This window comes from Pseudomonas purpurea, from assembly GCF_039908635.1.
GTDB lineage: Bacteria > Pseudomonadota > Gammaproteobacteria > Pseudomonadales > Pseudomonadaceae > Aquipseudomonas > Aquipseudomonas purpurea.
Genome location: NZ_CP150918.1, coordinates 91316 through 111366, shown reverse-complemented (window position 1 = coordinate 111366; position 20051 = coordinate 91316). Strand labels below are relative to the sequence as shown.

General features: G+C 61.6%; 19 protein-coding genes and 1 pseudogene. 18 read left to right on the top strand and 2 right to left on the bottom strand.

Going from position 1 to position 20051, the window contains the following annotated elements; genetic code table 11:
- Positions 1-3 precede the first annotated feature (3 nt).
- From AABM54_RS00570 to AABM54_RS00530, 9 genes are all read left to right on the top strand, one after another.
- Entirely contained in the window at positions 4-327 is a 324-nt protein-coding gene (locus AABM54_RS00570; RefSeq protein ID WP_347903070.1) for an NAD(P) transhydrogenase subunit alpha, read from the top strand.
- Complete coding sequence (locus AABM54_RS00565; RefSeq protein WP_347903069.1) at positions 327-1763, top strand: NAD(P)(+) transhydrogenase (Re/Si-specific) subunit beta; 1437 nt, start codon at positions 327-329, stop codon at positions 1761-1763. Before AABM54_RS00570 ends, AABM54_RS00565 begins: the two co-directional genes overlap by 1 nt.
- Before the next feature lie 179 nt (positions 1764-1942).
- Complete coding sequence (locus AABM54_RS00560) at positions 1943-3436, top strand: acetyl-CoA hydrolase/transferase family protein (protein ID WP_347903068.1); 1494 nt, start codon at positions 1943-1945, stop codon at positions 3434-3436.
- 319 nt (positions 3437-3755) lie between these two features.
- Complete coding sequence (locus AABM54_RS00555) at positions 3756-3971, top strand: DUF1127 domain-containing protein (RefSeq protein WP_347903067.1); 216 nt, start codon at positions 3756-3758, stop codon at positions 3969-3971.
- A gap of 261 nt (positions 3972-4232) precedes the next feature.
- Positions 4233-4415, top strand: coding sequence for a DUF1127 domain-containing protein (locus AABM54_RS00550; protein WP_347903066.1), 183 nt, complete (start codon positions 4233-4235; stop codon positions 4413-4415).
- A gap of 169 nt (positions 4416-4584) precedes the next feature.
- Positions 4585-4902, top strand: coding sequence for a DUF2388 domain-containing protein (locus AABM54_RS00545; RefSeq protein ID WP_347903065.1), 318 nt, complete (start codon positions 4585-4587; stop codon positions 4900-4902).
- Between the two features lie 106 nt (positions 4903-5008).
- Positions 5009-5317, top strand: a complete 309-nt coding sequence (locus AABM54_RS00540; protein WP_347903064.1) for a DUF2388 domain-containing protein — start codon at positions 5009-5011, stop codon at positions 5315-5317.
- A 27-nt stretch (positions 5318-5344) separates the two neighbouring features.
- On the top strand, positions 5345-5665 hold the full coding sequence (locus AABM54_RS00535; RefSeq protein ID WP_347903063.1) for a DUF2388 domain-containing protein: 321 nt from the start codon (positions 5345-5347) through the stop codon (positions 5663-5665).
- Entirely contained in the window at positions 5662-7623 is a 1962-nt protein-coding gene (locus AABM54_RS00530) for a DUF4105 domain-containing protein (protein ID WP_347903062.1), read from the top strand. Before AABM54_RS00535 ends, AABM54_RS00530 begins: the two co-directional genes overlap by 4 nt.
- A gap of 41 nt (positions 7624-7664) precedes the next feature.
- On the opposite strand, the gene AABM54_RS00525 is transcribed toward AABM54_RS00530, so the two are convergent.
- On the bottom strand, positions 7665-8066 hold the full coding sequence (locus tag AABM54_RS00525) for a GFA family protein (RefSeq protein ID WP_347903060.1): 402 nt from the start codon (positions 8064-8066) through the stop codon (positions 7665-7667).
- A 352-nt stretch (positions 8067-8418) separates the two neighbouring features.
- Between AABM54_RS00525 and AABM54_RS00520 the strand changes: the two genes are divergently transcribed.
- The 9 genes and pseudogenes from AABM54_RS00520 (at position 8419) to AABM54_RS00480 (ending at position 18655) form a co-directional block, all read left to right on the top strand.
- The gene (locus AABM54_RS00520) at positions 8419-9726 is read left to right on the top strand and encodes a CitMHS family transporter (protein WP_347903059.1); all 1308 of its coding nucleotides are present in this window, start codon (positions 8419-8421) and stop codon (positions 9724-9726) included.
- 84 nt (positions 9727-9810) lie between these two features.
- Complete coding sequence (locus tag AABM54_RS00515) at positions 9811-10578, top strand: TerC family protein (RefSeq protein ID WP_347903057.1); 768 nt, start codon at positions 9811-9813, stop codon at positions 10576-10578.
- 299 nt (positions 10579-10877) lie between these two features.
- Positions 10878-12537 (top strand): annotated as a pseudogene (locus AABM54_RS00510) (Na/Pi cotransporter family protein).
- 56 nt (positions 12538-12593) lie between these two features.
- Entirely contained in the window at positions 12594-13970 is a 1377-nt protein-coding gene (locus AABM54_RS00505) for a pitrilysin family protein (RefSeq protein WP_347903056.1), read from the top strand.
- Positions 13971-14042: 72 nt separating this feature from the next.
- Positions 14043-15086 (top strand): DUF5924 family protein, encoded by a 1044-nt coding sequence (locus tag AABM54_RS00500; RefSeq protein WP_347903054.1) that lies wholly within the window; start codon positions 14043-14045, stop codon positions 15084-15086.
- Positions 15087-15140: 54 nt separating this feature from the next.
- Complete coding sequence (locus tag AABM54_RS00495) at positions 15141-16280, top strand: ABC transporter permease (RefSeq protein ID WP_347903052.1); 1140 nt, start codon at positions 15141-15143, stop codon at positions 16278-16280.
- Positions 16277-17080 carry an ABC transporter ATP-binding protein gene (locus tag AABM54_RS00490; protein WP_347903051.1) on the top strand — a complete coding sequence of 268 codons (804 nt, stop codon included), beginning with the start codon at positions 16277-16279 and terminating at the stop codon, positions 17078-17080. The genes AABM54_RS00495 and AABM54_RS00490 overlap by 4 nt, the downstream gene beginning before the upstream one ends.
- A gap of 1 nt (position 17081) precedes the next feature.
- A complete protein-coding gene (locus AABM54_RS00485) occupies positions 17082-18020 on the top strand; it encodes an MlaD family protein (protein ID WP_347903049.1) in 939 nt (312 codons plus the stop codon).
- A complete protein-coding gene (locus AABM54_RS00480) occupies positions 18017-18655 on the top strand; it encodes an ABC-type transport auxiliary lipoprotein family protein (RefSeq protein WP_347903048.1) in 639 nt (212 codons plus the stop codon). The genes AABM54_RS00485 and AABM54_RS00480 overlap by 4 nt, the downstream gene beginning before the upstream one ends.
- 119 nt (positions 18656-18774) lie before the next feature.
- Here the strand turns inward: AABM54_RS00480 and AABM54_RS00475 are convergent, their stop codons facing one another.
- On the bottom strand, positions 18775-20004 hold the full coding sequence (locus tag AABM54_RS00475) for a nucleoside recognition domain-containing protein (protein WP_347903046.1): 1230 nt from the start codon (positions 20002-20004) through the stop codon (positions 18775-18777).
- Positions 20005-20051 lie beyond the last annotated feature (47 nt).

Sequence of the window (20051 nt, the reverse complement as noted above, 5' to 3'; positions counted from 1 at the left end):
ACGATGGAAGAGCTTATCTCCCCCGGTATCTACAACCTGATCATCTTCGTGCTGGCGATTTATGTCGGTTATCACGTGGTCTGGAACGTGACTCCCGCACTGCACACGCCGCTGATGGCAGTGACCAACGCCATTTCGGCGATCGTGATTGTCGGCGCCATGCTGGCCGCCGCGCTGACCGTGACGCCGCTGGGCAAAACCATGGGCACCCTCGCGGTGGCCCTGGCAGCAGTGAACGTGTTCGGTGGCTTCCTGGTGACCCGCCGCATGCTTGAGATGTTCAAGAAGAAAGCCCCGAAAGTTATAAAAGAAGAGGCGCCCAAGTAATGAGCATGAATCTCGTCACGACGCTCTACTTGATTGCGTCGATCTGCTTCATCCAGGCCCTCAAAGGCCTGTCGCACCCGACCACCTCGCGACGCGGCAACCTGTTCGGCATGCTGGGCATGGCGCTGGCCATCGTCACGACAGTCGGCCTGGTGTTCAAACTCGGTGCAGAACTCGCGACCGCAGGCATCGGCTATGTAATCGTTGGCTTGCTGATCGGCGGCACCGCCGGTTCGATCATGGCCAAACGCGTTGAAATGACCAAGATGCCGGAACTGGTTGCCTTCATGCACAGCATGATCGGCCTGGCCGCGGTGTTCATTGCGATTGCCGCCGTTGTCGAGCCGCAGTCCCTGGGCATCGTCAAACACCTGGGCGATGCGATTCCTGCGGGCAACCGTTTGGAGCTGTTCCTTGGCGCCGCCATCGGTGCGATTACCTTCTCCGGTTCGGTGATCGCGTTCGGCAAGCTGTCGGGCAAGTACAAGTTCCGCCTGTTCCAGGGCGCACCGGTACAGTTCGGCGGCCAGCACAAACTGAACCTGCTGTTGGGGTTGGCGACATTGGGCCTGGGCATCACCTTCATGCTGACCGGCAACCTCAGTGCCTTCGCGCTGATGCTGGCCCTAGCCTTCGTGATGGGTGTGCTGATCATCATCCCGATCGGCGGCGCCGACATGCCGGTGGTGGTGTCGATGCTCAACAGCTACTCCGGCTGGGCTGCGGCGGGGATCGGCTTCTCGCTGAACAACTCGATGCTGATCATTGCCGGCTCCCTGGTCGGTTCGTCCGGTGCGATCCTCTCGTACATCATGTGCAAGGCGATGAACCGTTCGTTCTTCAACGTGCTGCTTGGCGGTTTCGGCAACAGCGCAGACGCGGCTGGCCCGGCTGGCTCGAAAGAAGCGCGCCCGGTGAAGTCCGGCTCGGCGGATGACGCGACGTTCCTGCTGACCAACGCCGACACCGTGATCATCGTTCCGGGCTACGGCCTGGCGGTCGCTCGGGCGCAACACGCGCTTAAAGAGCTGACCGAAAAGCTGACCCACCGTGGCGTGACTGTGAAGTACGCGATTCACCCGGTTGCCGGTCGCATGCCCGGCCACATGAACGTATTGCTGGCCGAGGCCGAAGTGCCTTACGACCAGGTGTTCGAGATGGAGGACATCAACTCCGAGTTCGGCCAGGCCGACGTGGTGCTGGTGCTCGGCGCCAACGACGTGGTCAACCCGGCGGCGAAGAACGATCCGAAATCGCCGATTGCCGGCATGCCGATTCTCGAAGCCTTCAAGGCCAAGACCATCATCGTCAACAAGCGCTCGATGGCCAGCGGCTATGCCGGCCTGGACAACGAACTGTTCTACCTGGACAAGACCATGATGGTCTTCGGCGACGCCAAGAAAGTCATCGAAGACATGGTCAAAGCCGTCGACTAAGGCTGCTCCAGCGCAATACCGAAAACCCCGGCGCAGGTTAGGCTGGGGTTTTTTATTTCCTGCGATAACCCGACCAAAGGCTCTAAATCAGGGCCCTGCATTCGACCATGGTAGCGGGACGAATATTTTTGAAATCACTAGACTGCGCATCTTGCTTCCGTTGCCCGAGATAATAATCCATGTACCGTGACCGTATTCGCTTGCCTTCGTTGTTGGACAAGGTAATGAGCGCAGCCGACGCTGCCGCTCTGATTCAGGACGGCATGACCGTCGGCATGAGCGGCTTCACCCGCGCCGGCGAAGCCAAGGCCGTGCCCCATGCACTGGCCGAACGCGCCAAGGTCACGCCGCTGAAAATCAGCCTGATGACCGGCGCCAGCCTGGGCAACGACCTCGACAAGGAACTGACCGAAGCCGGCGTGCTTGCCCGACGCATGCCATTCCAGGTCGACAGCACCCTGCGCAAGGCGATCAACGCCGGCAAGGTGATGTTCATTGACCAGCACTTGTCGGAAACCGTAGAGCAACTGCGCAACCAGCAGCTCAAGCTGCCGGACATCGCCGTGATCGAGGCGGTGGCAATCACAGAACTTGGCCACATCGTGCCAACGACCTCGGTAGGCAACTCGGCCAGCTTCGCGATTTTCGCCAAGCAGGTGATCATCGAGATCAACATGGCGCACAACCCGAACCTGGAAGGTCTGCACGACATCTATATCCCGACCTACCGCCCGACGCGCACGCCGATCCCGCTGGTCAAGGTCGATGACCGCATTGGCAGCACCGCGATTCCGATCCCGCCGGAAAAGATCGTCGCGATCGTCATCACTAATCAGTCCGACTCGCCTTCCACCGTGTTGCCACCGGACAGCGACACCCAGGCCATTGCCGATCACCTGATCGACTTCCTCAAGCAGGAAGTGGATGCAGGGCGCATGACCAACAAACTCGGCCCGTTGCAGGCAGGCATCGGCAACATCGCCAACGCGGTGATGTGCGGCCTGATCGACTCGCCGTTCGAAGACCTGACCATGTACTCCGAAGTGCTGCAGGATTCGACCTTCGACCTGATCGATGCCGGCAAACTGAGCTTCGCCTCGGGCAGTTCGATCACGCTGTCGAGCCGCCGCAACGCCGACGTGTTTGGCAATCTGGAGCGTTACAAGGAGAAGCTGGTCCTGCGCCCACAGGAAATCTCCAACCACCCTGAAGTGGTTCGGCGCCTGGGCATCATCGGCATCAACACCGCGCTGGAGTTCGACTTGTACGGCAACGTCAACTCCACTCACGTCTGCGGCACGCGGATGATGAACGGCATCGGCGGTTCCGGCGACTTCGCCCGTAACGCACACCTGGCGATCTTCGTCACCAAGTCGATTGCCAAGGGCGGGGCGATTTCCAGCGTGGTGCCGATGGTCAGCCACGTCGACCATACCGAGCATGACGTCGACATCCTCGTCACCGAAATCGGCCTGGCCGACCTGCGTGGCCTGGCGCCACGGGAACGGGCGCGGGTGGTGATCGACAACTGTGTACACCCCGACTACCGCCAGGCGCTCAATGACTACTTCGAAAAGGCCTGCGCCATCGGCGGCCACACACCGCATATCCTGCGCGACGCCCTGAGCTGGCACATCAATCTGGAAGAAACCGGAAGAATGCTCGCGGTCTGATTGCAACAGTTGGCAGCTGACGCAAACACAGTTTCGTCAGCTGGCCAGACTCTGCGCCAAGGCCTGCAAAAACTGTACTGCTGTACCGGTCATTTCCTACCGTAGTTGCCTACATTTTCACCATCAATACTCGAAAATGCACCATATGAGTGCTGACAGGTACAGTTTCCTCATTTTCGAGCCATACAGCCCCTATTAACAGTTAACTGGTCTCTCACAATACAGGTGAACTGTATCTAGAGCGGCTGGCCAAACGAGAGGATCATTGGCATCAGTTAAACCACTACCTGATCCCGCCACAAGCGGAAGGATGTCAACCATGGAACGTACACTCAGTTCCGAACTGTTCTTCGACGACAAAGCTGTAAACACCCAGGCTTCCCTGCCTCTTCGCGTTATCGCCAACCTGATGTTGTGGCAGCGCCGCATCTCCAGCCGCCACCAATTGGCTCGCCTGGATTCGCGTCTGCTGGCTGACGCCGGGATTAGCGAAGCACAACGCTACGAAGAGCTGAGCAAGCCGTTCTGGCGCTAAGTTAGCGTCGCTGGCTCTGACCCACCGGGCCCACCGCCAGCACCCCGAATTGAATACACAAAACCCGTCGCGGGAAACCGCGACGGGTTTTGTCGTTTCGGGGGTCTGAAGAGCCTCGAACAGATGGCTTGCCTTCCGACCATTACAGTTAAAACAATAATCGATCTGAACCAGTACAATTTAACACGGGTGTATCTGCCCTCATCTGTACCGGCCGTGCAACATGGTGTTCCAAGGACATTGCCTCACAAGGACATCCCCATGAATCGCCCACCCAAAGCACAAGCCAACCCCGTTCTGCGCTTGATCTGCACGCTGTTCGCCCTCATGGAAAGGGCTCGTACACGGCGCCTGCTGGGGCAACTCAATGATCAGCAACTCAGCGACCTGGGCCTCAGCCACGCCGATCGCCTGGCAGAAATGGACAAACCGTTCTGGCGCTGACCATTGACGCAAGACTGTTCGAAACACCCGCCGGGCGCCTACTATTGCGCGAAACGTGGCGAACACCGCGTAGTGCGCGTCTGACACTTCAGGCAGTAAGCGCCTCGCCGTGGCTGCCCGATGTTTTACCCGGCACCACTTTTATTGTGTTTCCCACAGGAGTCATCCCATGTCCCGTCTTCGCCTGCTCAGCGCCGCAGCCCTGCTGGCCGTGGCTGCCAATTCGCACGCTACCAGCCTGATCGTCACCACCGACGCCATTGTTGGGGCACTCAAGGCCACGTCCGACGTCACCTCCGATGCCAGCTCTTCACTGCGTGACAACAAGATCGTCCTCGCTGCTCGTGACGACGCCGCCAGCTTTGTGGCCAGCGAAGGCGCCATCCGTGGCGTGAAACTGGAAAGCGCGTTTGACCACATCCGCCACCAGGCACCGCAACTCAACGCCACCGACGAGCAACTGGCCCAGGCCATCCTCGCCATCTGACCGCAGGTCGGGAAAGGGGCGTGCAACAACCGCCCCAAACCTTCGGCGCTGGCTCTAGTCCGGGCATTGCGCTAGCCTTGGCGCTCGCTTTTCGCTATCGAGTCCAATGCGCTTTCTTTCAAGCTTGTTCATCGTCCCCGCTTTTTTTACTGCCTGCTGGACCGGGTCGGCCAATGCCCTGGACCTGACCACGCAGAACCTGGTCATCACGGCGTATGCCACGAGCATGGTGACCTCCGCGCCCTTCGACCATAAACTGCTGCTCGCCGCCCAGGATGACGCGGCGGCTTTCGTTGCCAGTGAGGGCCAACTGCGAGGCGCACGACTGGAGTCCGCGCTGGCTTACCTGCGTCAGACCCAGCCAAAACTTCATGCCAGCGACCTTGAACTGGCACAGGCAATTCTCGTCCAATAGTTATCCATGTTTTTCCGGAGTCGTTCCATGCGTAACCCGCTGATTGCTGCCACCCTTGGCCTGCTGTTGTTCGCCGACGTGGCCCAGGCGCACACCCTGGTAGCCACCAGTAACATCATCGTTCGGGCCTTTGGCCGCACGATCGATTTCACGTCCGATACCACCACCTCCATCCGCGACTCGAAAGTCGTGCGTGAAGCCCACGACGATGCCGCCAGCTACGTGGCCAGCAACGGCGACATTCGCGGCGCGCAACTGGAAGCCGCCTTCGACACCCTGCGTGCTCGCGTTCCCGAAGCGCGCGACGCCAGCGATCAGGTCCTCGCTGAAGCCATCCTCGCTCTGTGAAGAACCTCGCCGCCTGGCTCCTGGCCAGCGCCGTGCTGCTGTTCGGCAGCACGGCCCAGGCCGATCTGCAATTATGGCTCAAGACCGAAGGCCTGAGCCCGGCAGAGCAACAGGCCAGCCAGGCGCTGATCGATGAAGCGATGCAGGCGCTGCCGCCGCGTTTCATCGAGCAACTGGACCGCCGGATCGATGTCGGCTGGACCGACCGGATGCCCGACAACGCCTACGGCGAAGCGTCGCTGGTGTCCGAGCTCAACCTCAATCGCAACCTGCTCAAAGGCCTGGCCGACGGCAGTGCCGCGACTCAAAAAACCCATCGCCCTCACGGCACTGTACGCCGGGAAATGCTCGCCACGGTGCTGCACGAACTGACCCATATTTATGACCGCTCGCGTTTGTGGCCAAGCGCCGAGCGCACGTTGATCCAGCGCTGCACGCGGCAGAACAACAGCTCGGGCCTGATCGGCATTCCCGACCCGTGTCGCGGGCAGACGGCACGGCGCTTCACTCTCAGCGATGACCCGCGCCTGCTCGACCTCGCGGGCTGGCAGCAATATGTCGGCCGTCGCGGTGAACGCGAGCAACACAACCGGCAAATCGCCCGCAGCCCGGACCTCTACGAAATCAGCAGCCCCAAGGAGTTTGTCGCGGTCAACATGGAGTACTTCCTCCTCGACCCGAGTTACGCCTGTCGGCGCCCGGCGCTGTACCGTTATTACAAGGAACACTTCGGCTGGGCGCCGGCCGCCAAGGACACCTGCGCGACATCGTTCGCATTCCTCAACGCCGGCAACGACTTCGCCAAGCAGCCGTTGGGCAAAGTCGACCCGGAGCGGGTGTACGCCGTCGATTACCTGCTGGCCGAGGCCAACCAGAACTGGGTCAGCCGTTGGGGCCACAGCATGCTGCGGCTGGTGATCTGTGCGCCGGGCCGGCCCCGTGGGCCGGACTGTCGACTGGACCTCGATCAACACCTGGTGTTGTCCTACCGCGCATTCGTCGGCGACGTACAGCTGTCGAGCTGGGACGGACTGGTGGGTAAATACCCGTCCCGCCTCTTTGTGTTGCCGCTGGCCCAGGTCATCGACGAATACACCAAGACCGAACTGCGCAGCCTTGCCTCGGTGCCGCTCAATCTGTCGCGCAATGAAATCGAAGAGGTGGTCGAACATGCCGCCGAGATGCACTGGAGTTACGACGGCAACTATTACTTCCTGTCCAACAACTGCGCAGTCGAAAGCCTGAAACTGCTGCGCAGCGGCAGTAACAATCCACAACTGACCGGCCTGGACAGCATCATGCCCAACGGTCTGCTGGAAGTGCTCAAGGGCCGTGGCCTGGCGGACACCAGTGTGCTCGACGACCCACGCGAGGCGCTGCGCCTGGGGTATCGCTTCGACTCCTTCCGCGACCGTTACCAAGCCATGTTCGAGGTGTTGAAAAAACACTTGCCGATCAAGCAGGCCACCGTCGAAGACTGGTTATCCTTGAACGCAGTCGAGCGACGCGGATGGTTCGAACAAGCCGACTTGCGCACCAGCGCAGCCTTGCTGCTGTTGGAGCAAGCGAGCTTCCGGCGGCAATTGCTGCTGGCCCAGGACGAGGTCAAGCAGCGCTACCTCGGTGCCCGCGAGCTGAAAAACGGTGGCATGGAAAAAGCCAACAACACCCTGCAACTGATCCTCGCCAACAGCGGATTTCTCAGCCGTCCGGCGGAACTGCTGGGCAGCAGCGGTTACGGGTTGCCACAACCCAGTGAGTGGCAGCGGCTGGAATCGGAAAGCAGCTTGCGCCAGAAACAGTTGCAGACACTGACCGGTGACCTGGATAAGGAAGTTCGCGCCCTGCTGGAGCCTGGCCGCGCAGCCGAGATTGCCGCGAACGAGGCCAACGTCAAACAACTGGGCGAGCATTTGCGGGCGCTGCATAAAGCCGCGGGTGGCCTGGAACTGCCCTGACGCTAAAAGCTTTGCGGGCACAGGTCGGCTGGCCCGCGAACTTACAGCGTCTCCTCGGTCTCTTCCGGTAGATGCTCATCCAGGTGCAGCCAGGGCAGCCGGCTTCGGGTCCAGATATGCCGATCTGCCGGTGCCTGCTCCGGGTGATCCAGCGTGGCGATGGTCACGTCAATGCTGTCCGGGCTCAGCTGCGTGGTCAACGCCACGTGGGCGCCGCAGTTCGAACAGAAATACCGCGCACATTGAGCCGACGAGTCGTAACACGCTGGCTTGCCGGCCAACCACTGAAACGCGGAACGGGGCAGAGTGATCCAGGTCGTCACCAGGCCACCGCTGACTCGCCGACAAATCGAACAATGGCAGTGGGCGATGTCCTGCAAGGGCCCACTGAACTGATACCGCAGTTGTCCGCAATGGCAACCGCCCGTCTGAAGCTCGCTCATGTCGCGCTCTCCCTTTCGTGTATTCGACGCCGCAACCCCCATGAACCGGCGCCTTGGCCATTACTTTAGGCCGTAATCACCACCGCCGGACATCTCGTCCGAGGTTTGTCCGGCGAAAGCTGGCTGAAAGCTTTGCCGATTAGGATCGCCGCCACTGCCGGCAAAAGACCGGTTGGCCCTGGCATGCGTTTCGACGCCAGCCGGCCCAATTAACAACAACAATGGTGATTCTGATGTCCGCTGCTACCCGCCTGTACGCCCCGACTCCCCCCGTACGCCTCGTGCTTTCCGTTCTGCGCTGAGCCCATCCGGTTCCGCCATTCCCTAGCCGCGCTACGCCTGGAGTATTCCCATGCTGACTTTCCTTGGCTTTGCCATGGTCATCACGTTCATGTTCCTGATCATGACCAAGCGCCTGTCCGCGCTGATCGCCCTGATCATCATCCCGATTGTCTTCGCCCTGTTCGGCGGTTTTGCGCCGAAGATCGGCCCGATGATGCTCGAAGGCATCACCAAGCTGGCCCCGACCGGGGTGATGCTGATGTTCGCCATTCTGTATTTCGCCCTGATGATCGACTCCGGCCTGTTCGACCCGGCCGTGCGCAAGATCCTCAAACTGGTCAAGGGTGACCCGCTGAAAGTTTCCGTCGGCACGGCGGTCCTGGCACTGATCGTGTCCATGGACGGTGATGGCGCCACTACCTACATGATCTGCGTGGCCGCCATGCTGCCGCTCTACAGCCGCATCGGCATGAGCCCGCGCATCATGGCCGGCCTGATCATTCTGGCCGGGGGCGTGATGAACATGACCCCGTGGGGTGGCCCGACCGCCCGTGCCGCGAGTGCGCTGCATGTCGACCCGTCGGACATTTTCGTGCCGATGATTCCGGCGATGCTCGCCGGTGTGGTGGCGATCCTGGCGATTGCCTACTACTACGGTAAACGCGAGCGCGCGCGCCTGGGTGAACTGCACCTGCAAGGCGACGAAATCGACCATAGCGAAATCAGCGTTTCCCAGTTCCCGGATGCCCGTCGTCCGAAACTGATCTGGTTCAACGGCCTGCTGACCCTGGCCCTGATGGGCACACTGATCGCCGGCCTGCTGCCGCTGCCGGTGCTGTTCATGGTCGCGTTCAGTATCGCGATGATCGTCAACTACCCGTGCCTGCAACAGCAGAAAGACCGCGTCGCGGCCCACGCCGGCAGCGTGCTGTCGGTGGTCGGATTGATCTTTGCCGCCGGGATCTTCACTGGCATCCTGACCGGCACCGGCATGGTCGACGCCATGTCCAAGAGCCTGCTGGCGGTGATCCCCGATTTCCTCGGCCCGTACCTGGCGGTGATCACGGCGCTGGTGAGCATGCCGTTCACCTTCTTCATGTCCAACGATGCGTTTTACTACGGTGTGCTGCCGGTTCTGGCCGAGGCGGCCAGCCATTACGGCATCACCGCGGTGGAAATGGCCCGCGCCTCGATCGTTGGCCAACCCGTGCACTTGCTGAGCCCGCTGGTTCCGTCCACCTACTTGCTGGTGGCGCTGGCCGGGATCGAGTTCGGCGATCACCAGCGGTTCACCCTCAAATGGGCCGTGCTGGTGTGCCTGTGCATTCTGGTCGCCGCGTTGCTGATGGGGATCTTCCCGCTGTTCAGCACGCTGTAAAACACTGACTCACTGCGCCGCCAGCTAGACTTCAGACCTGAAGCGGCTGGCGTCGTGGCTTAACACTTGCTCAAAGGAATACTCATGGAATGGCTGACTAACCCGGAGATCTGGGTTGCCTTCTTCACACTGACGGCCCTGGAAATCGTGCTGGGCATCGACAACATCATCATGATTTCGATCCTGGTCAGCCGCATGCCCAAGCACATGCAGACGCGCACCCGGCTCTTTGGCCTGGCGCTGGCCATGGTCACGCGCATCCTGCTGTTGCTGTCGATCACCTGGGTCATGCGCCTGACCACCGACCTGTTCGAACTCTTCGGCCAGGGCATTTCCGGACGGGACCTGATCCTGTTCTTCGGTGGCCTGTTCCTGTTGTGGAAAAGCTCCCAGGAGATGTACCACGCGCTGGAAGGCGAAGACGAAACCGATGAGACGCCGGGCGGCAAGGGCGGCAACTTCCTCTACACCATCATCCAGATCGCGATCATCGACATCGTGTTCTCCCTGGACTCGGTGATCACCGCCGTCGGTATGGTCTCCCATGTACCGGTCATGATCGCCGCCATCGTCGTGGCCGTGCTGGTGATGATGATGGCTTCCGGCAAGATCAGTGAATTCATCGACAAGCACCCGTCGCTGAAGATGCTGGCGTTGTCGTTCCTGCTGATCGTCGGCACCGTGCTGATCGCCGAAGCCTTTGAAGTGCATGTGCCAAAAGGCTACGTCTACTTCGCCATGGCGTTCTCGCTGGCGGTTGAAGCCATCAACATCAAGATGCGCGCCGCGATGATGAAAAAGAAGAAACAACAGGAACCGGTGAAACTGCGCAAGGACATCCCGGGTCAGTAACCCGTGTGGCGAGGGCGCTTGCTCCCTCGCCACAATGAATCAAGGGGCCTACGGCTAATGCCAGTCAGCTAGGGCGCTCCCACAGAGATTTCACTTAACTGACTGGCATTAGGCCTACGGGCCCTTTTTCACGCCTGCATGAAGCTGTTTTCATGACAGCTTTATTTCAATCACTTCTTTAGCTATGCGATGCTGGCGCCCAGGCCGTTCGCCAACTACAGCTTAAGTACAGAACGTAGAACGTCGCGCGGCACCGCCAACTTGCCCCTTTGGGGCGCTATTCACCCAGGGGGCCCACCATGCTGACCCTGCTCAATCTACTCTCCGCCGTGACCCTGCTGATCTGGGGCACGCACATCGTGCGAACCGGCATCCTGCGGGTCTACGGTTCCAACCTGCGTCACGTGATCGGCCAGAACATGGCCAGCCGTCCACTGGCCTTCGTCGCCGGAATCCTCGTCACCGCCATGGTCCAGAGCAGCAACGCCACGGCGATGCTGGTGACCTCGTTCGTCGGTCAGGGCCTGATGGCGCTGACACCCGCCCTGGCGACCATGCTCGGCGCGGACGTCGGTACGGCGCTGATGGCGCGGGTGCTGACCCTCGACCTGTCGTGGCTGTCGCCGCTGCTGATCTTCCTCGGGGTGATTTTTTTCCTGTCCCGCAAACAGACCCGTGCCGGCCAGCTCGGACGGGTCGGCATTGGCCTGGGGCTGATCATTCTTGCGCTGCAACTGATCGTCGAATCCGCCGCGCCCATTACCCACGCCCAAGGCGTGAAAGTGATTTTCGCTTCACTGACCGGCGACATCCTGCTCGACGCATTGGTGGGTGCGCTGTTCGCGATGATTTCCTACTCCAGCCTGGCCGCCGTCCTGCTGACCGCGACCCTGGCCGGTGCCGGCGTCATCAGCCTGCCGGTGGCCATCGGCCTGGTGATCGGGGCCAACATCGGCAGCGGCGTGTTGGCGTTCCTCAGCACCAGCATGCAAAACACCGCTGGCCGGCAAGTGGCACTGGGCAGCCTGTTGTACAAGCTGATCGGCTTGCTGCTGATCATTCCGGTGCTCGACCCGCTGGTGCACTGGATGGACAGCCTCGATTTCAGCCCGCAAGGCCTGGTGATCGGCTTTCACCTGCTCTACAACACCGTGCGTTGCCTGGTGCTGCTGCCCAGTGTCGGGCTGATGGCCAGGTTGTGCGCCTGGCTGATGCCCGAGCGAGTGGAAACCAACGGCCACGCACACCCCCGGCATCTGGATCAGACCGCGCTGGTCACTCCCAGCCTGGCACTGGCCAACGCGGCGCGAGAAACCCTGCGCATCGGCGACCTGATCGACAACATGCTTGAAGCGACGCTTGATGTGCTGCGCGGCAAACAGACCGCCGTCACCCTGGAAATGCGCCGCCTGAGCGATGATGTCGAAGCCCTGTACAGTGCCATCAAGCTCTATCTGGCGCAGATGCCACGCGAAGACCTCAGTGAGCAGGACAGCCGCCGCTGGGCCGAAATCATCGAACTGGCGTTCAACCTGAAACTGGCCAGCGACCTGATCGAACGCATGCTGCGCAAGGTCCAGCAGCAGAAGACCTCGCAGCGCCGGTCCTTTTCCGATGTCGGCCCTGGAAGAGTTGACCGGGCTGCACGCGCAACTGATTACCAACCTGCGGCTGGGGTTGTCGGTGTTCCTCAGTGCCGACCGCGAAAGTGCCCACCAACTGCTGCGGGAAAAACGCCGCTTCCGCGCCCAGGAACGCCGACTGGCCCACGCTCACGTCAGCCGGTTGCAACGCAAGATCGCTCAAAGCATCGAGACCAGCTCTCTTCACCTGGAACTGATTGCCGACATGAAACGCCTGAACTCGCTGTTTTGCAGCAGCGCCTACGTGGTACTGGAAACGTCCGACACCGGCGCGCTGGAGCCGGACGATATGGCTGACATCACTCATTCACCCTGAACGTCCACGATCGCTGGAAGTCTGTTGAACTTACGCACGCCGTAAGGAAGCCCGTTATGCGTTGTTTGCTGTTCGCTTGTCTGTTGTTCGGTTCTACCGCGTCCTTTGCCCTGGATCGCTTTCAGGTCGAGGGCTACGTGTTGCCCAACGGCCTGCAATTGCTGCTCAAACCCGGCAGCGAGCGCGGGCATGTGGCGATCCGCCTGGTGGTAGGGGTGGGCCTGGACGACTTTGCCTGCGCCGACAAGGAACTGCCGCACCTGCTCGAACATGTGCTGTTCAGTGGTATCGACGACAGCGGTGAAGGCGGGCTGGAGGAACGCATGCAAGCGCTGGGCGGCGAGTGGAACGCCTACACCAGCAACGCCGACACCACCTTCGTGATCGAAGCCCCGGCGAAAAACCAGCGTAAAGTCCTCGACCTGCTACTGGCGGTACTGACCCAGACCCGGATCGACGACGCCGCGATCAATGCAGCCAAACACGTGGTGGAGCGCGAGGACGGCGGCCACTATTCGCACTTGCAGCGCTGGCTGGACCGTCAGGACCTCGGGCACAAGGCGAGCAATCAACTGGCAGTGGAACTGGGCCTCAAATGCCCGGAACGCGCCGAAGTCACCCATCTGACCCGCGAACAGCTGGAGAAGGTGCGCAAGGCCTGGTACGCGCCAAACAACATGACCCTGATTGTCGTCGGTGAACTCGACCGCTTGCTGCCCGCCTACCTGGAGCGCACCTATGCCCAGCTCCAGTCCGTCGACCCGGCGGATCATCGGCCACTGCCGCAAATCAGGGACACCGCCGCCTCTCAGCGTGAATTGATCCAGGGCGTGGTGGGCAATAGCGCCAAACTGCATTGGTTGTTTCCCGAACCGGTGCAGGAAGAACAACACGACGAAACCTTCGACCTGCTCAAGGACTACCTGGACTGGGCGCTGTATCGCCAGTTGCGCCTGAACCACGGTTTGTCCTATGGGCCGTGGGCCGAGCGTGAAGTGTTCGGCGGCGTCGGGTTCTTCAGCCTCAATGCCGACCTGGACCGCAACGACCTGGAACCGGCCCGGCACGTGCTCGATGAACTCAAAGCCACACTGCTCAAGGACGGCCTCGACCCGGTCAGTTTCAATCGCCTGAAGCAGGCCGCCATCGCCCGCCAGGCCTGGGCTGTGCAGGGCAATAGCGCGCTCGCCGATTACTACTGGAGCGCCCTCGGCGACTATGAGGACGGGCGCTTCGCCGACCCGGCCAAAGACCTTCAAGGGGTCACGCTGGAACAGGCCAACAAGGCCCTGCGTGAAATGCTGGAGCAACCGGGCTATGTGCGAATCGAGAAGCCGCTGCTCAGTGATGACGAGGTGCTCTGGATTGCGGCGGGAATGCTCGGGTTGATACTGCTGGGATTGCTGGGCTGGCGCAGGCACCGCAAGCCGTGAGTTGTCTCGCAACATCAGTGTGCCAGCGGTATCCTGTCGGGGATTTTTCCTACGACCATTGCGAACCGCCGAATGCCTAACCTGACTCTTTGCGTACAGCGCATCCTCGAACTGATGAAGCGCTATCCGGGGGTCATCGCGCTCGGCGGGTTTATCTCCGGGGTCGGCAGCTTCATCCTGGTGGATCGCCAGCAAAGCCTGGCCACCTGGATCTCCATCATCATGCTGGTCAGCTGGGTCTGGCTGATGCTGGAGAACAGCCTCACGCAGTTGTTCACCAGGGTGTTCAAACGCGAAATACCGCAGCCGCTGCTGCGCTATGCCACACAGATGATCCATCAGGAAAGCCTGTTCTTTGTCCTGCCGTTCTTCTTTGTCACCACGACCTGGAACAGCGGCCAACTGGCGTTCACCGGGCTGCTGGGCGCGGCGGCGCTGGTGTCGATCATCGACCCGTTGTATTACAAATGGCTGGCGCCCCGGCGTTGGGCGTTCCTGGCGTTGCACACCCTGACCCTGTTTGCCGCGCTGCTCACGGCGCTGCCGATCATTGTGCACCTGACCACCTCCCAGAGTTTCAAACTGGCGCTGGGCATTGCCATGCTGATGTCCTTCCCGAGCCTGGCGTCGATCTTCCCGATTCGTACCGTGCGCAATGCGCTGGCCATTTTGAGCATCACCCTGGGCATCGGCGCCGCCGGCTGGTTGCTGCGTTCGTGGGTACCGCCGGCCACCTTGTGGATGACCGACGTCGCCATCAGCACCCAACTGCAGGACCGCACGCCCGGCGACAGCCTCCACGAAGTCACCGCTGCGCAGTTGCGCACCAACGGCCTGTACGCCTACACCGCGATCAACGCCCCGCGTGGGCTGGACGAGCGGATTTATCACGTCTGGAAATTCAACGGCAAAGAGGTCGACCGCATCGCCCTGGATATTCATGGCGGGCGCAAGGAAGGCTACCGGGCCTGGACCCACAAGCAGAATTTCCCCGCCAACCCGGTGGGCAAATGGCAAGTGCGGGTGTTGACCGAAGACGATCAGGTGATCGGCGTGCTGCGCTTCGAAGTCACCGACCCAGGTCAAGACAACGCGAAGCCGAGCGAGGCAAAGTAGCCGTTATCGTGCTATTACGTAGCACTGCGTAACAGCCGAACAAGCACGGAGCTTATGACCAACAGCGGCAGTGCCTACCTCGATACCTCCAGCCTCCCAGCGCAGTTACGCGTCACGGGGGACTGGACGCTCGCCCATTACGCCGACCTCAAGCGCTTGAGCGAATCCCTCCAGGGCCAGTACAACGACAGCACCCCCATCGACCTCAACGGCCTCGGTGCCCTGGACACGGCGGGCGCCTCGCTGCTGGTCGAGTTGCTGGGCAGCGAACGCATCGGCCGCTCCGCCGAGCACCCCGATTGCAGTTTGTCGGCCGCCGACCGTGCGTTGCTGCACACCGTCTACTGCTCGTTGACCGACTTCTGCGTACCGGTCAAAGAGCCGGAAGTCAGCGTCGGCATTCAACTGCTGAGCCGCATCGGCCGGGCCGTCGACACCATCTGGCAAGACACCCTGCAACTGCTGGGCTTCATCGGGCTGATTCTGGAAACCATCGCCCGAGGGCTGTTTCGCCCCAAGCGCTGGCGCATCACGCCGATGGTCGCGCACATCGAACAGACCGGCCTCGACGCCGCGCCTATCGTGGCCCTGCTGACGTTTCTGGTGGGCGCCGTGGTGGCGTTTCTCGGCGCCACGGTGCTCAAGAGTTTTGGTGCGAGCATCTTTACCGTCGACCTGGTGGCGTTCTCCTTCCTGCGTGAGTTTGGCGTGTTACTGACCGCCATCCTCATGGCCGGGCGCACCGCCAGTGCCTTCACCGCTCAAATCGGCTCGATGAAGGCCAACGAAGAAATCGACGCGATCCGCACCCTGGGCCTGGACCCGACCGAGTTGCTGGTGGTACCACGGGTGCTGGCGCTGCTGGTTGCGCTGCCGATGCTGACCTTTCTGGCGATGCTCTCGGGGATTGTCGGCGGCGGGGTGGTGTGCGCACTGTCGCTGGGGATCTCGCCGGCGATGTTCCTCGCTTTGCTGCAATCGGACATCGGCGTTCAACATTTCCTGGTGGGCATGGTCAAAGCACCGATCTTTGCGTTCCTGATCGCCGCGATTGGCTGTCTGGAAGGCTTCAAGGTCAGCGGCAGCGCCGAATCGGTCGGCGCCCACACCACCTCCAGCGTGGTGCAGTCAATTTTCGTGGTCATCGTGCTTGATGCCGTGGCCGCGCTGTTTTTCATGGAGATGGGCTGGTGAATCGCATCCCCCGTGCGCCTGCAGAGGCGGTGATCGAAGTTCGAGGGCTGTGCAACCGCTTCGGCAAACAGAGCGTGCACGAGAACCTCGACCTGGATTTGTACAAGGGCGAGATCCTCGCCGTGGTCGGTGGCTCGGGCAGCGGCAAGTCGGTGCTGTTGCGCAGCATCGTCGGCCTGCGCCGACCCAGCGAAGGCTCGGTGCGGGTGTTTGGCCAAGACTTGCAGAACCTGCCCGAACAGCAGCGCTCGCTGATCGAACGGCGGTTTGGCGTGCTGTTTCAGAAGGGCGCGCTGTTTTCCTCGCTGACCGTGACGGAGAACGTCGCCCTGCCGCTGATCGAACACGCCGGCCTCAGCCGCGCCGACGCCGAACACCTGGCGGCAGTCAAACTGGCGCTGGCCGGGCTGCCGTTGTCGGCGGCCGACAAGTACCCCTCGTCACTGTCCGGCGGCATGATCAAACGGGCCGCGCTGGCCCGGGCGCTGGCGCTGGACCCGGACATCCTGTTTCTCGACGAACCCACTGCCGGCCTCGACCCGATTGGCGCGGCGGCGTTCGATCAACTGATCCTGACCCTGCGCGATGCGCTGGGCTTGAGTGTGTTTCTGGTCACCCATGACCTGGACACGCTCTACACCATCACCGACCGGGTGGCGGTGCTGGCGCAGAAGAAAGTGCTGGTGGCGGACGCCATCGACAAGGTCGCCGAAACCGACGACGCGTGGATTCACGAATACTTCCATGGCCCCCGGGGCCGCGCGGCGTATCAAGCCGCTTCACTGCTCAACGAGGTATGACATGGAAACCCGAGCCCATCATGTATTGATCGGCCTGTTCACCGTGATTGTGGTGGTCGGGGCGCTGCTGTTCGGCCTGTGGCTGGCCAAGTCCAGCGTCGACACGGAGTTCAAGGATTACGAAATCGTCTTCAACGAGGCGGTCAGCGGCCTCTCCAAAGGCAGTGCGGTGCAGTACAGCGGGATCAAGGTCGGTGACGTCGTCACCCTGCGCCTGGACCCGAAAGACCCGCGCCGGGTGCTGGCACAAATCCGTCTGAGCGGCGAAACGCCGATCAAGGAAGACACCCAGGCGAAACTGGCCCTGACCGGGATCACCGGCACCTCGATCATCCAGCTCAGTGGCGGCACACCGCAAAGCCCGGCGCTGCGCGGCAAGGACGGCAACCTTCCGGTGATCGTCGCCACGCCATCGCCCATTGCACGCTTGCTGAACAACAGCGATGACCTGATGACCAACGTCAACGTGCTGCTGCATAACGCCAACCAAATGTTCTCGTCGCAGAACATCGAACGCGTCAGCAACACCCTCGAACACCTGGAACAGACCACCGGAACCATCGCCGAGCAACGCGGCGACATCCGTCAGACCATGCAACAGCTGGGCTCCATCGGCAAACAGGCCAGCGCCACCCTGGAGCAGACCGCCGCGCTGATGCGCAACGCCAACGGCCTGCTCGACGATCAGGGCAAGCAGATGTTCGGCAGCGCCGAGCAAGCGATGAAGTCGCTGGAACAAAGCGCCGCAACCATCAACACCCTGCTGTCGGACAACCAGGACTCACTCAACAACGGCATGCAGGGCCTCAATGGCCTGGCGCCCGCAGTGCGTGAACTGCGCGACACCCTGAGCTCGTTGCGCGCCATCTCTCGTCGGCTGGAATCCAACCCCAGCGGTTACCTGCTGGGCAGCGACACGAACAAGGAGTTCACGCCATGAAGCCGGTCTTTCGTTTAGCCAGCCAACTCACCTTGATCGCCGGTTTCGCGCTGACCAGTGCCTGCTCGATCCTGCCCAAGGCCGAGCCACTGGACGTGTATCGCCTGCCGGCCGGGCCTGCTGCCGGGCCGTCGACCAGCCATGCACAGGCCTGGTCGTTGCGCCTGTCCAAGCCCCAAACCAGCGATGTACTGGGCAGCGCGAAAATCGCCGTGATCCCCCAAGGGAACCTGATCAGCAGCTACAAGGCATCGCGCTGGAGCGACCCGGCGCCGATCCTGCTGCGCAATCGCCTGCTCGATGGCTTTGCCCGGGACGGCCGCGTACGCCTGCTGAGCACCGATGACAGCAACTTGCAGACGGACTTGGAGTTGGGCGGGAACCTGCAAGCCTTCCAGACGGAGTACCAGGGCAACGCCGCGCAGGTGGTGATTCAACTGGATGCGCTGCTGGTGCGCGGCAGCAATCAGCGAATCCTCGCCAGCCGCCGCTTCGAAGTGCGCCAGCCGTTGAGCGACGTGAAAGTGCCCGCGGTGGTGACGGGGTTTGGCCAGGCCAGTGACGTGCTCACCGCACAAGTTATTGCGTGGACGGTGGAGCAAGGGCAGAAAGTCGCGGCGCCACCAAAACCCTGAAGTTTCAGTGGTGCCTTTGTGGCGAGGGCGCTTGCTCCCGCTGGACTGCGTAGCAGTCCCATTTCAGGGCCGCTTCGCGACCCAGCGGGAGCAAGCTCCCTCGCCACAGAGAAAGTGGGTTAACCGAAGAACCAGTAGCACACCCCGATCGCACCCAGCACCCCGGCCAGCTCCGCCAACAGTGCACAACCCACCGCATGGCGGGCGCGCTGGATGCCGACGGCACCGAAGTACACCGCCAACACATAGAACGTGGTTTCCGTACTGCCCTGAATGGTCGCGGCCACCAACGCCGGGAAGCTGTCGACGCCTGAGGTCTTCATGGTTTCGATGAGCATGGCCCGCGCGGCGCTACCGGAGAACGGCTTGACCATCGCCGTCGGCAAGGCATCGACGAAGCGCGTGTCCCAACCGGCCCACTCCACCAGATGGCGAATCCCGTCCAAGCCAAAGTCCAGCGCGCCCGATGCGCGCAACACACCTACCGCGCAGAGCATCGCCACCAGATACGGCAGCAGGTTCTTGGCCACATCGAAGCCTTCCTTGGCGCCCTCGACGAACGCCTCGTAGACCTTGACCTTGCGCAACGCGCCGATCACCAGGAACAACATGATCAGGCCAAACAGCGTCAGGTTGCCGAGGATCGAGGACAACCCCGCCAGCGCGGTCGCCGACATCGTCGCCAACAACGCCATAAAGGCCCCCAGTACCAGCGCACCGGGAATCAGATACGCCAGCACCACCGGGTCCCACAACCGCAGGCGCTGCATGAATGCCACCGACAGCAGGCCCACCAGGGTCGAGCAACTGGTTGCCAGCAGGATCGGCAGAAACACCAGCGTCGGGTCGGGCGCGCCTTGCTGGGCGCGGTACATGAAGATCGTCACCGGCAGCAGCGTCAGGGACGACGCGTTGAGCACCAGGAACAGGATTTGCGCATTGCTCGCCACCGTCGCGCTCGGGTTGAGTTCCTGCAACGCTTTCATGGCCTTGAGGCCAATCGGGGTCGCGGCGTTGTCCAGGCCCAGGCCGTTGGCGGCAAAGTTGAGGGTGATCAGGCCGATGGCCGGGTGACCGCGCGGCACTTCCGGCATCAGCCGCAGGAAGAGTGGGCCGAGGGCCTTGGCCAGCCATTCGACAATCCCGGCCTTTTCGGCGATGCGCAAAAAGCCCAGCCACAAGGTCAGGGTGCCGAACAGCAGCACCATGACTTCGACCGACAGCTTGGCCATGGCGAAGATGCTTTCCACCATCGCCGCAAAGATCCCGGCATTGCCGCCGATCAGCCACTGCGCCAGTGCCGAAACGGCCGCCACGATGAAAAAGCCAAGCCACAGGCCATTGAGCATCAGTCAAATCCCCCAGAAGATGCGCGAATGATAGCGGGGTGTGCAGA

Coding starts and splice junctions, on each gene's coding strand:
- AABM54_RS00560 (WP_347903068.1), top strand. CDS start 1,943: ATGTACCGTGACCGTATTCGCTTGCCTTCGTTGTTGGACAAGGTAATG.
- AABM54_RS00485 (WP_347903049.1), top strand. CDS start 17,082: ATGGAAACCCGAGCCCATCATGTATTGATCGGCCTGTTCACCGTGATT.
- AABM54_RS00555 (WP_347903067.1), top strand. CDS start 3,756: ATGGAACGTACACTCAGTTCCGAACTGTTCTTCGACGACAAAGCTGTA.
- AABM54_RS00540 (WP_347903064.1), top strand. CDS start 5,009: ATGCGCTTTCTTTCAAGCTTGTTCATCGTCCCCGCTTTTTTTACTGCC.
- AABM54_RS00535 (WP_347903063.1), top strand. CDS start 5,345: ATGCGTAACCCGCTGATTGCTGCCACCCTTGGCCTGCTGTTGTTCGCC.
- AABM54_RS00525 (WP_347903060.1), bottom strand. CDS start 8,066: ATGAGCGAGCTTCAGACGGGCGGTTGCCATTGCGGACAACTGCGGTAT.
- AABM54_RS00550 (WP_347903066.1), top strand. CDS start 4,233: ATGAATCGCCCACCCAAAGCACAAGCCAACCCCGTTCTGCGCTTGATC.
- AABM54_RS00565 (WP_347903069.1), top strand. CDS start 327: ATGAGCATGAATCTCGTCACGACGCTCTACTTGATTGCGTCGATCTGC.
- AABM54_RS00520 (WP_347903059.1), top strand. CDS start 8,419: ATGCTGACTTTCCTTGGCTTTGCCATGGTCATCACGTTCATGTTCCTG.
- AABM54_RS00505 (WP_347903056.1), top strand. CDS start 12,594: ATGCGTTGTTTGCTGTTCGCTTGTCTGTTGTTCGGTTCTACCGCGTCC.
- AABM54_RS00545 (WP_347903065.1), top strand. CDS start 4,585: ATGTCCCGTCTTCGCCTGCTCAGCGCCGCAGCCCTGCTGGCCGTGGCT.
- AABM54_RS00515 (WP_347903057.1), top strand. CDS start 9,811: ATGGAATGGCTGACTAACCCGGAGATCTGGGTTGCCTTCTTCACACTG.
- AABM54_RS00475 (WP_347903046.1), bottom strand. CDS start 20,004: ATGCTCAATGGCCTGTGGCTTGGCTTTTTCATCGTGGCGGCCGTTTCG.
- AABM54_RS00495 (WP_347903052.1), top strand. CDS start 15,141: ATGACCAACAGCGGCAGTGCCTACCTCGATACCTCCAGCCTCCCAGCG.
- AABM54_RS00500 (WP_347903054.1), top strand. CDS start 14,043: ATGCCTAACCTGACTCTTTGCGTACAGCGCATCCTCGAACTGATGAAG.
- AABM54_RS00570 (WP_347903070.1), top strand. CDS start 4: ATGGAAGAGCTTATCTCCCCCGGTATCTACAACCTGATCATCTTCGTG.
- AABM54_RS00480 (WP_347903048.1), top strand. CDS start 18,017: ATGAAGCCGGTCTTTCGTTTAGCCAGCCAACTCACCTTGATCGCCGGT.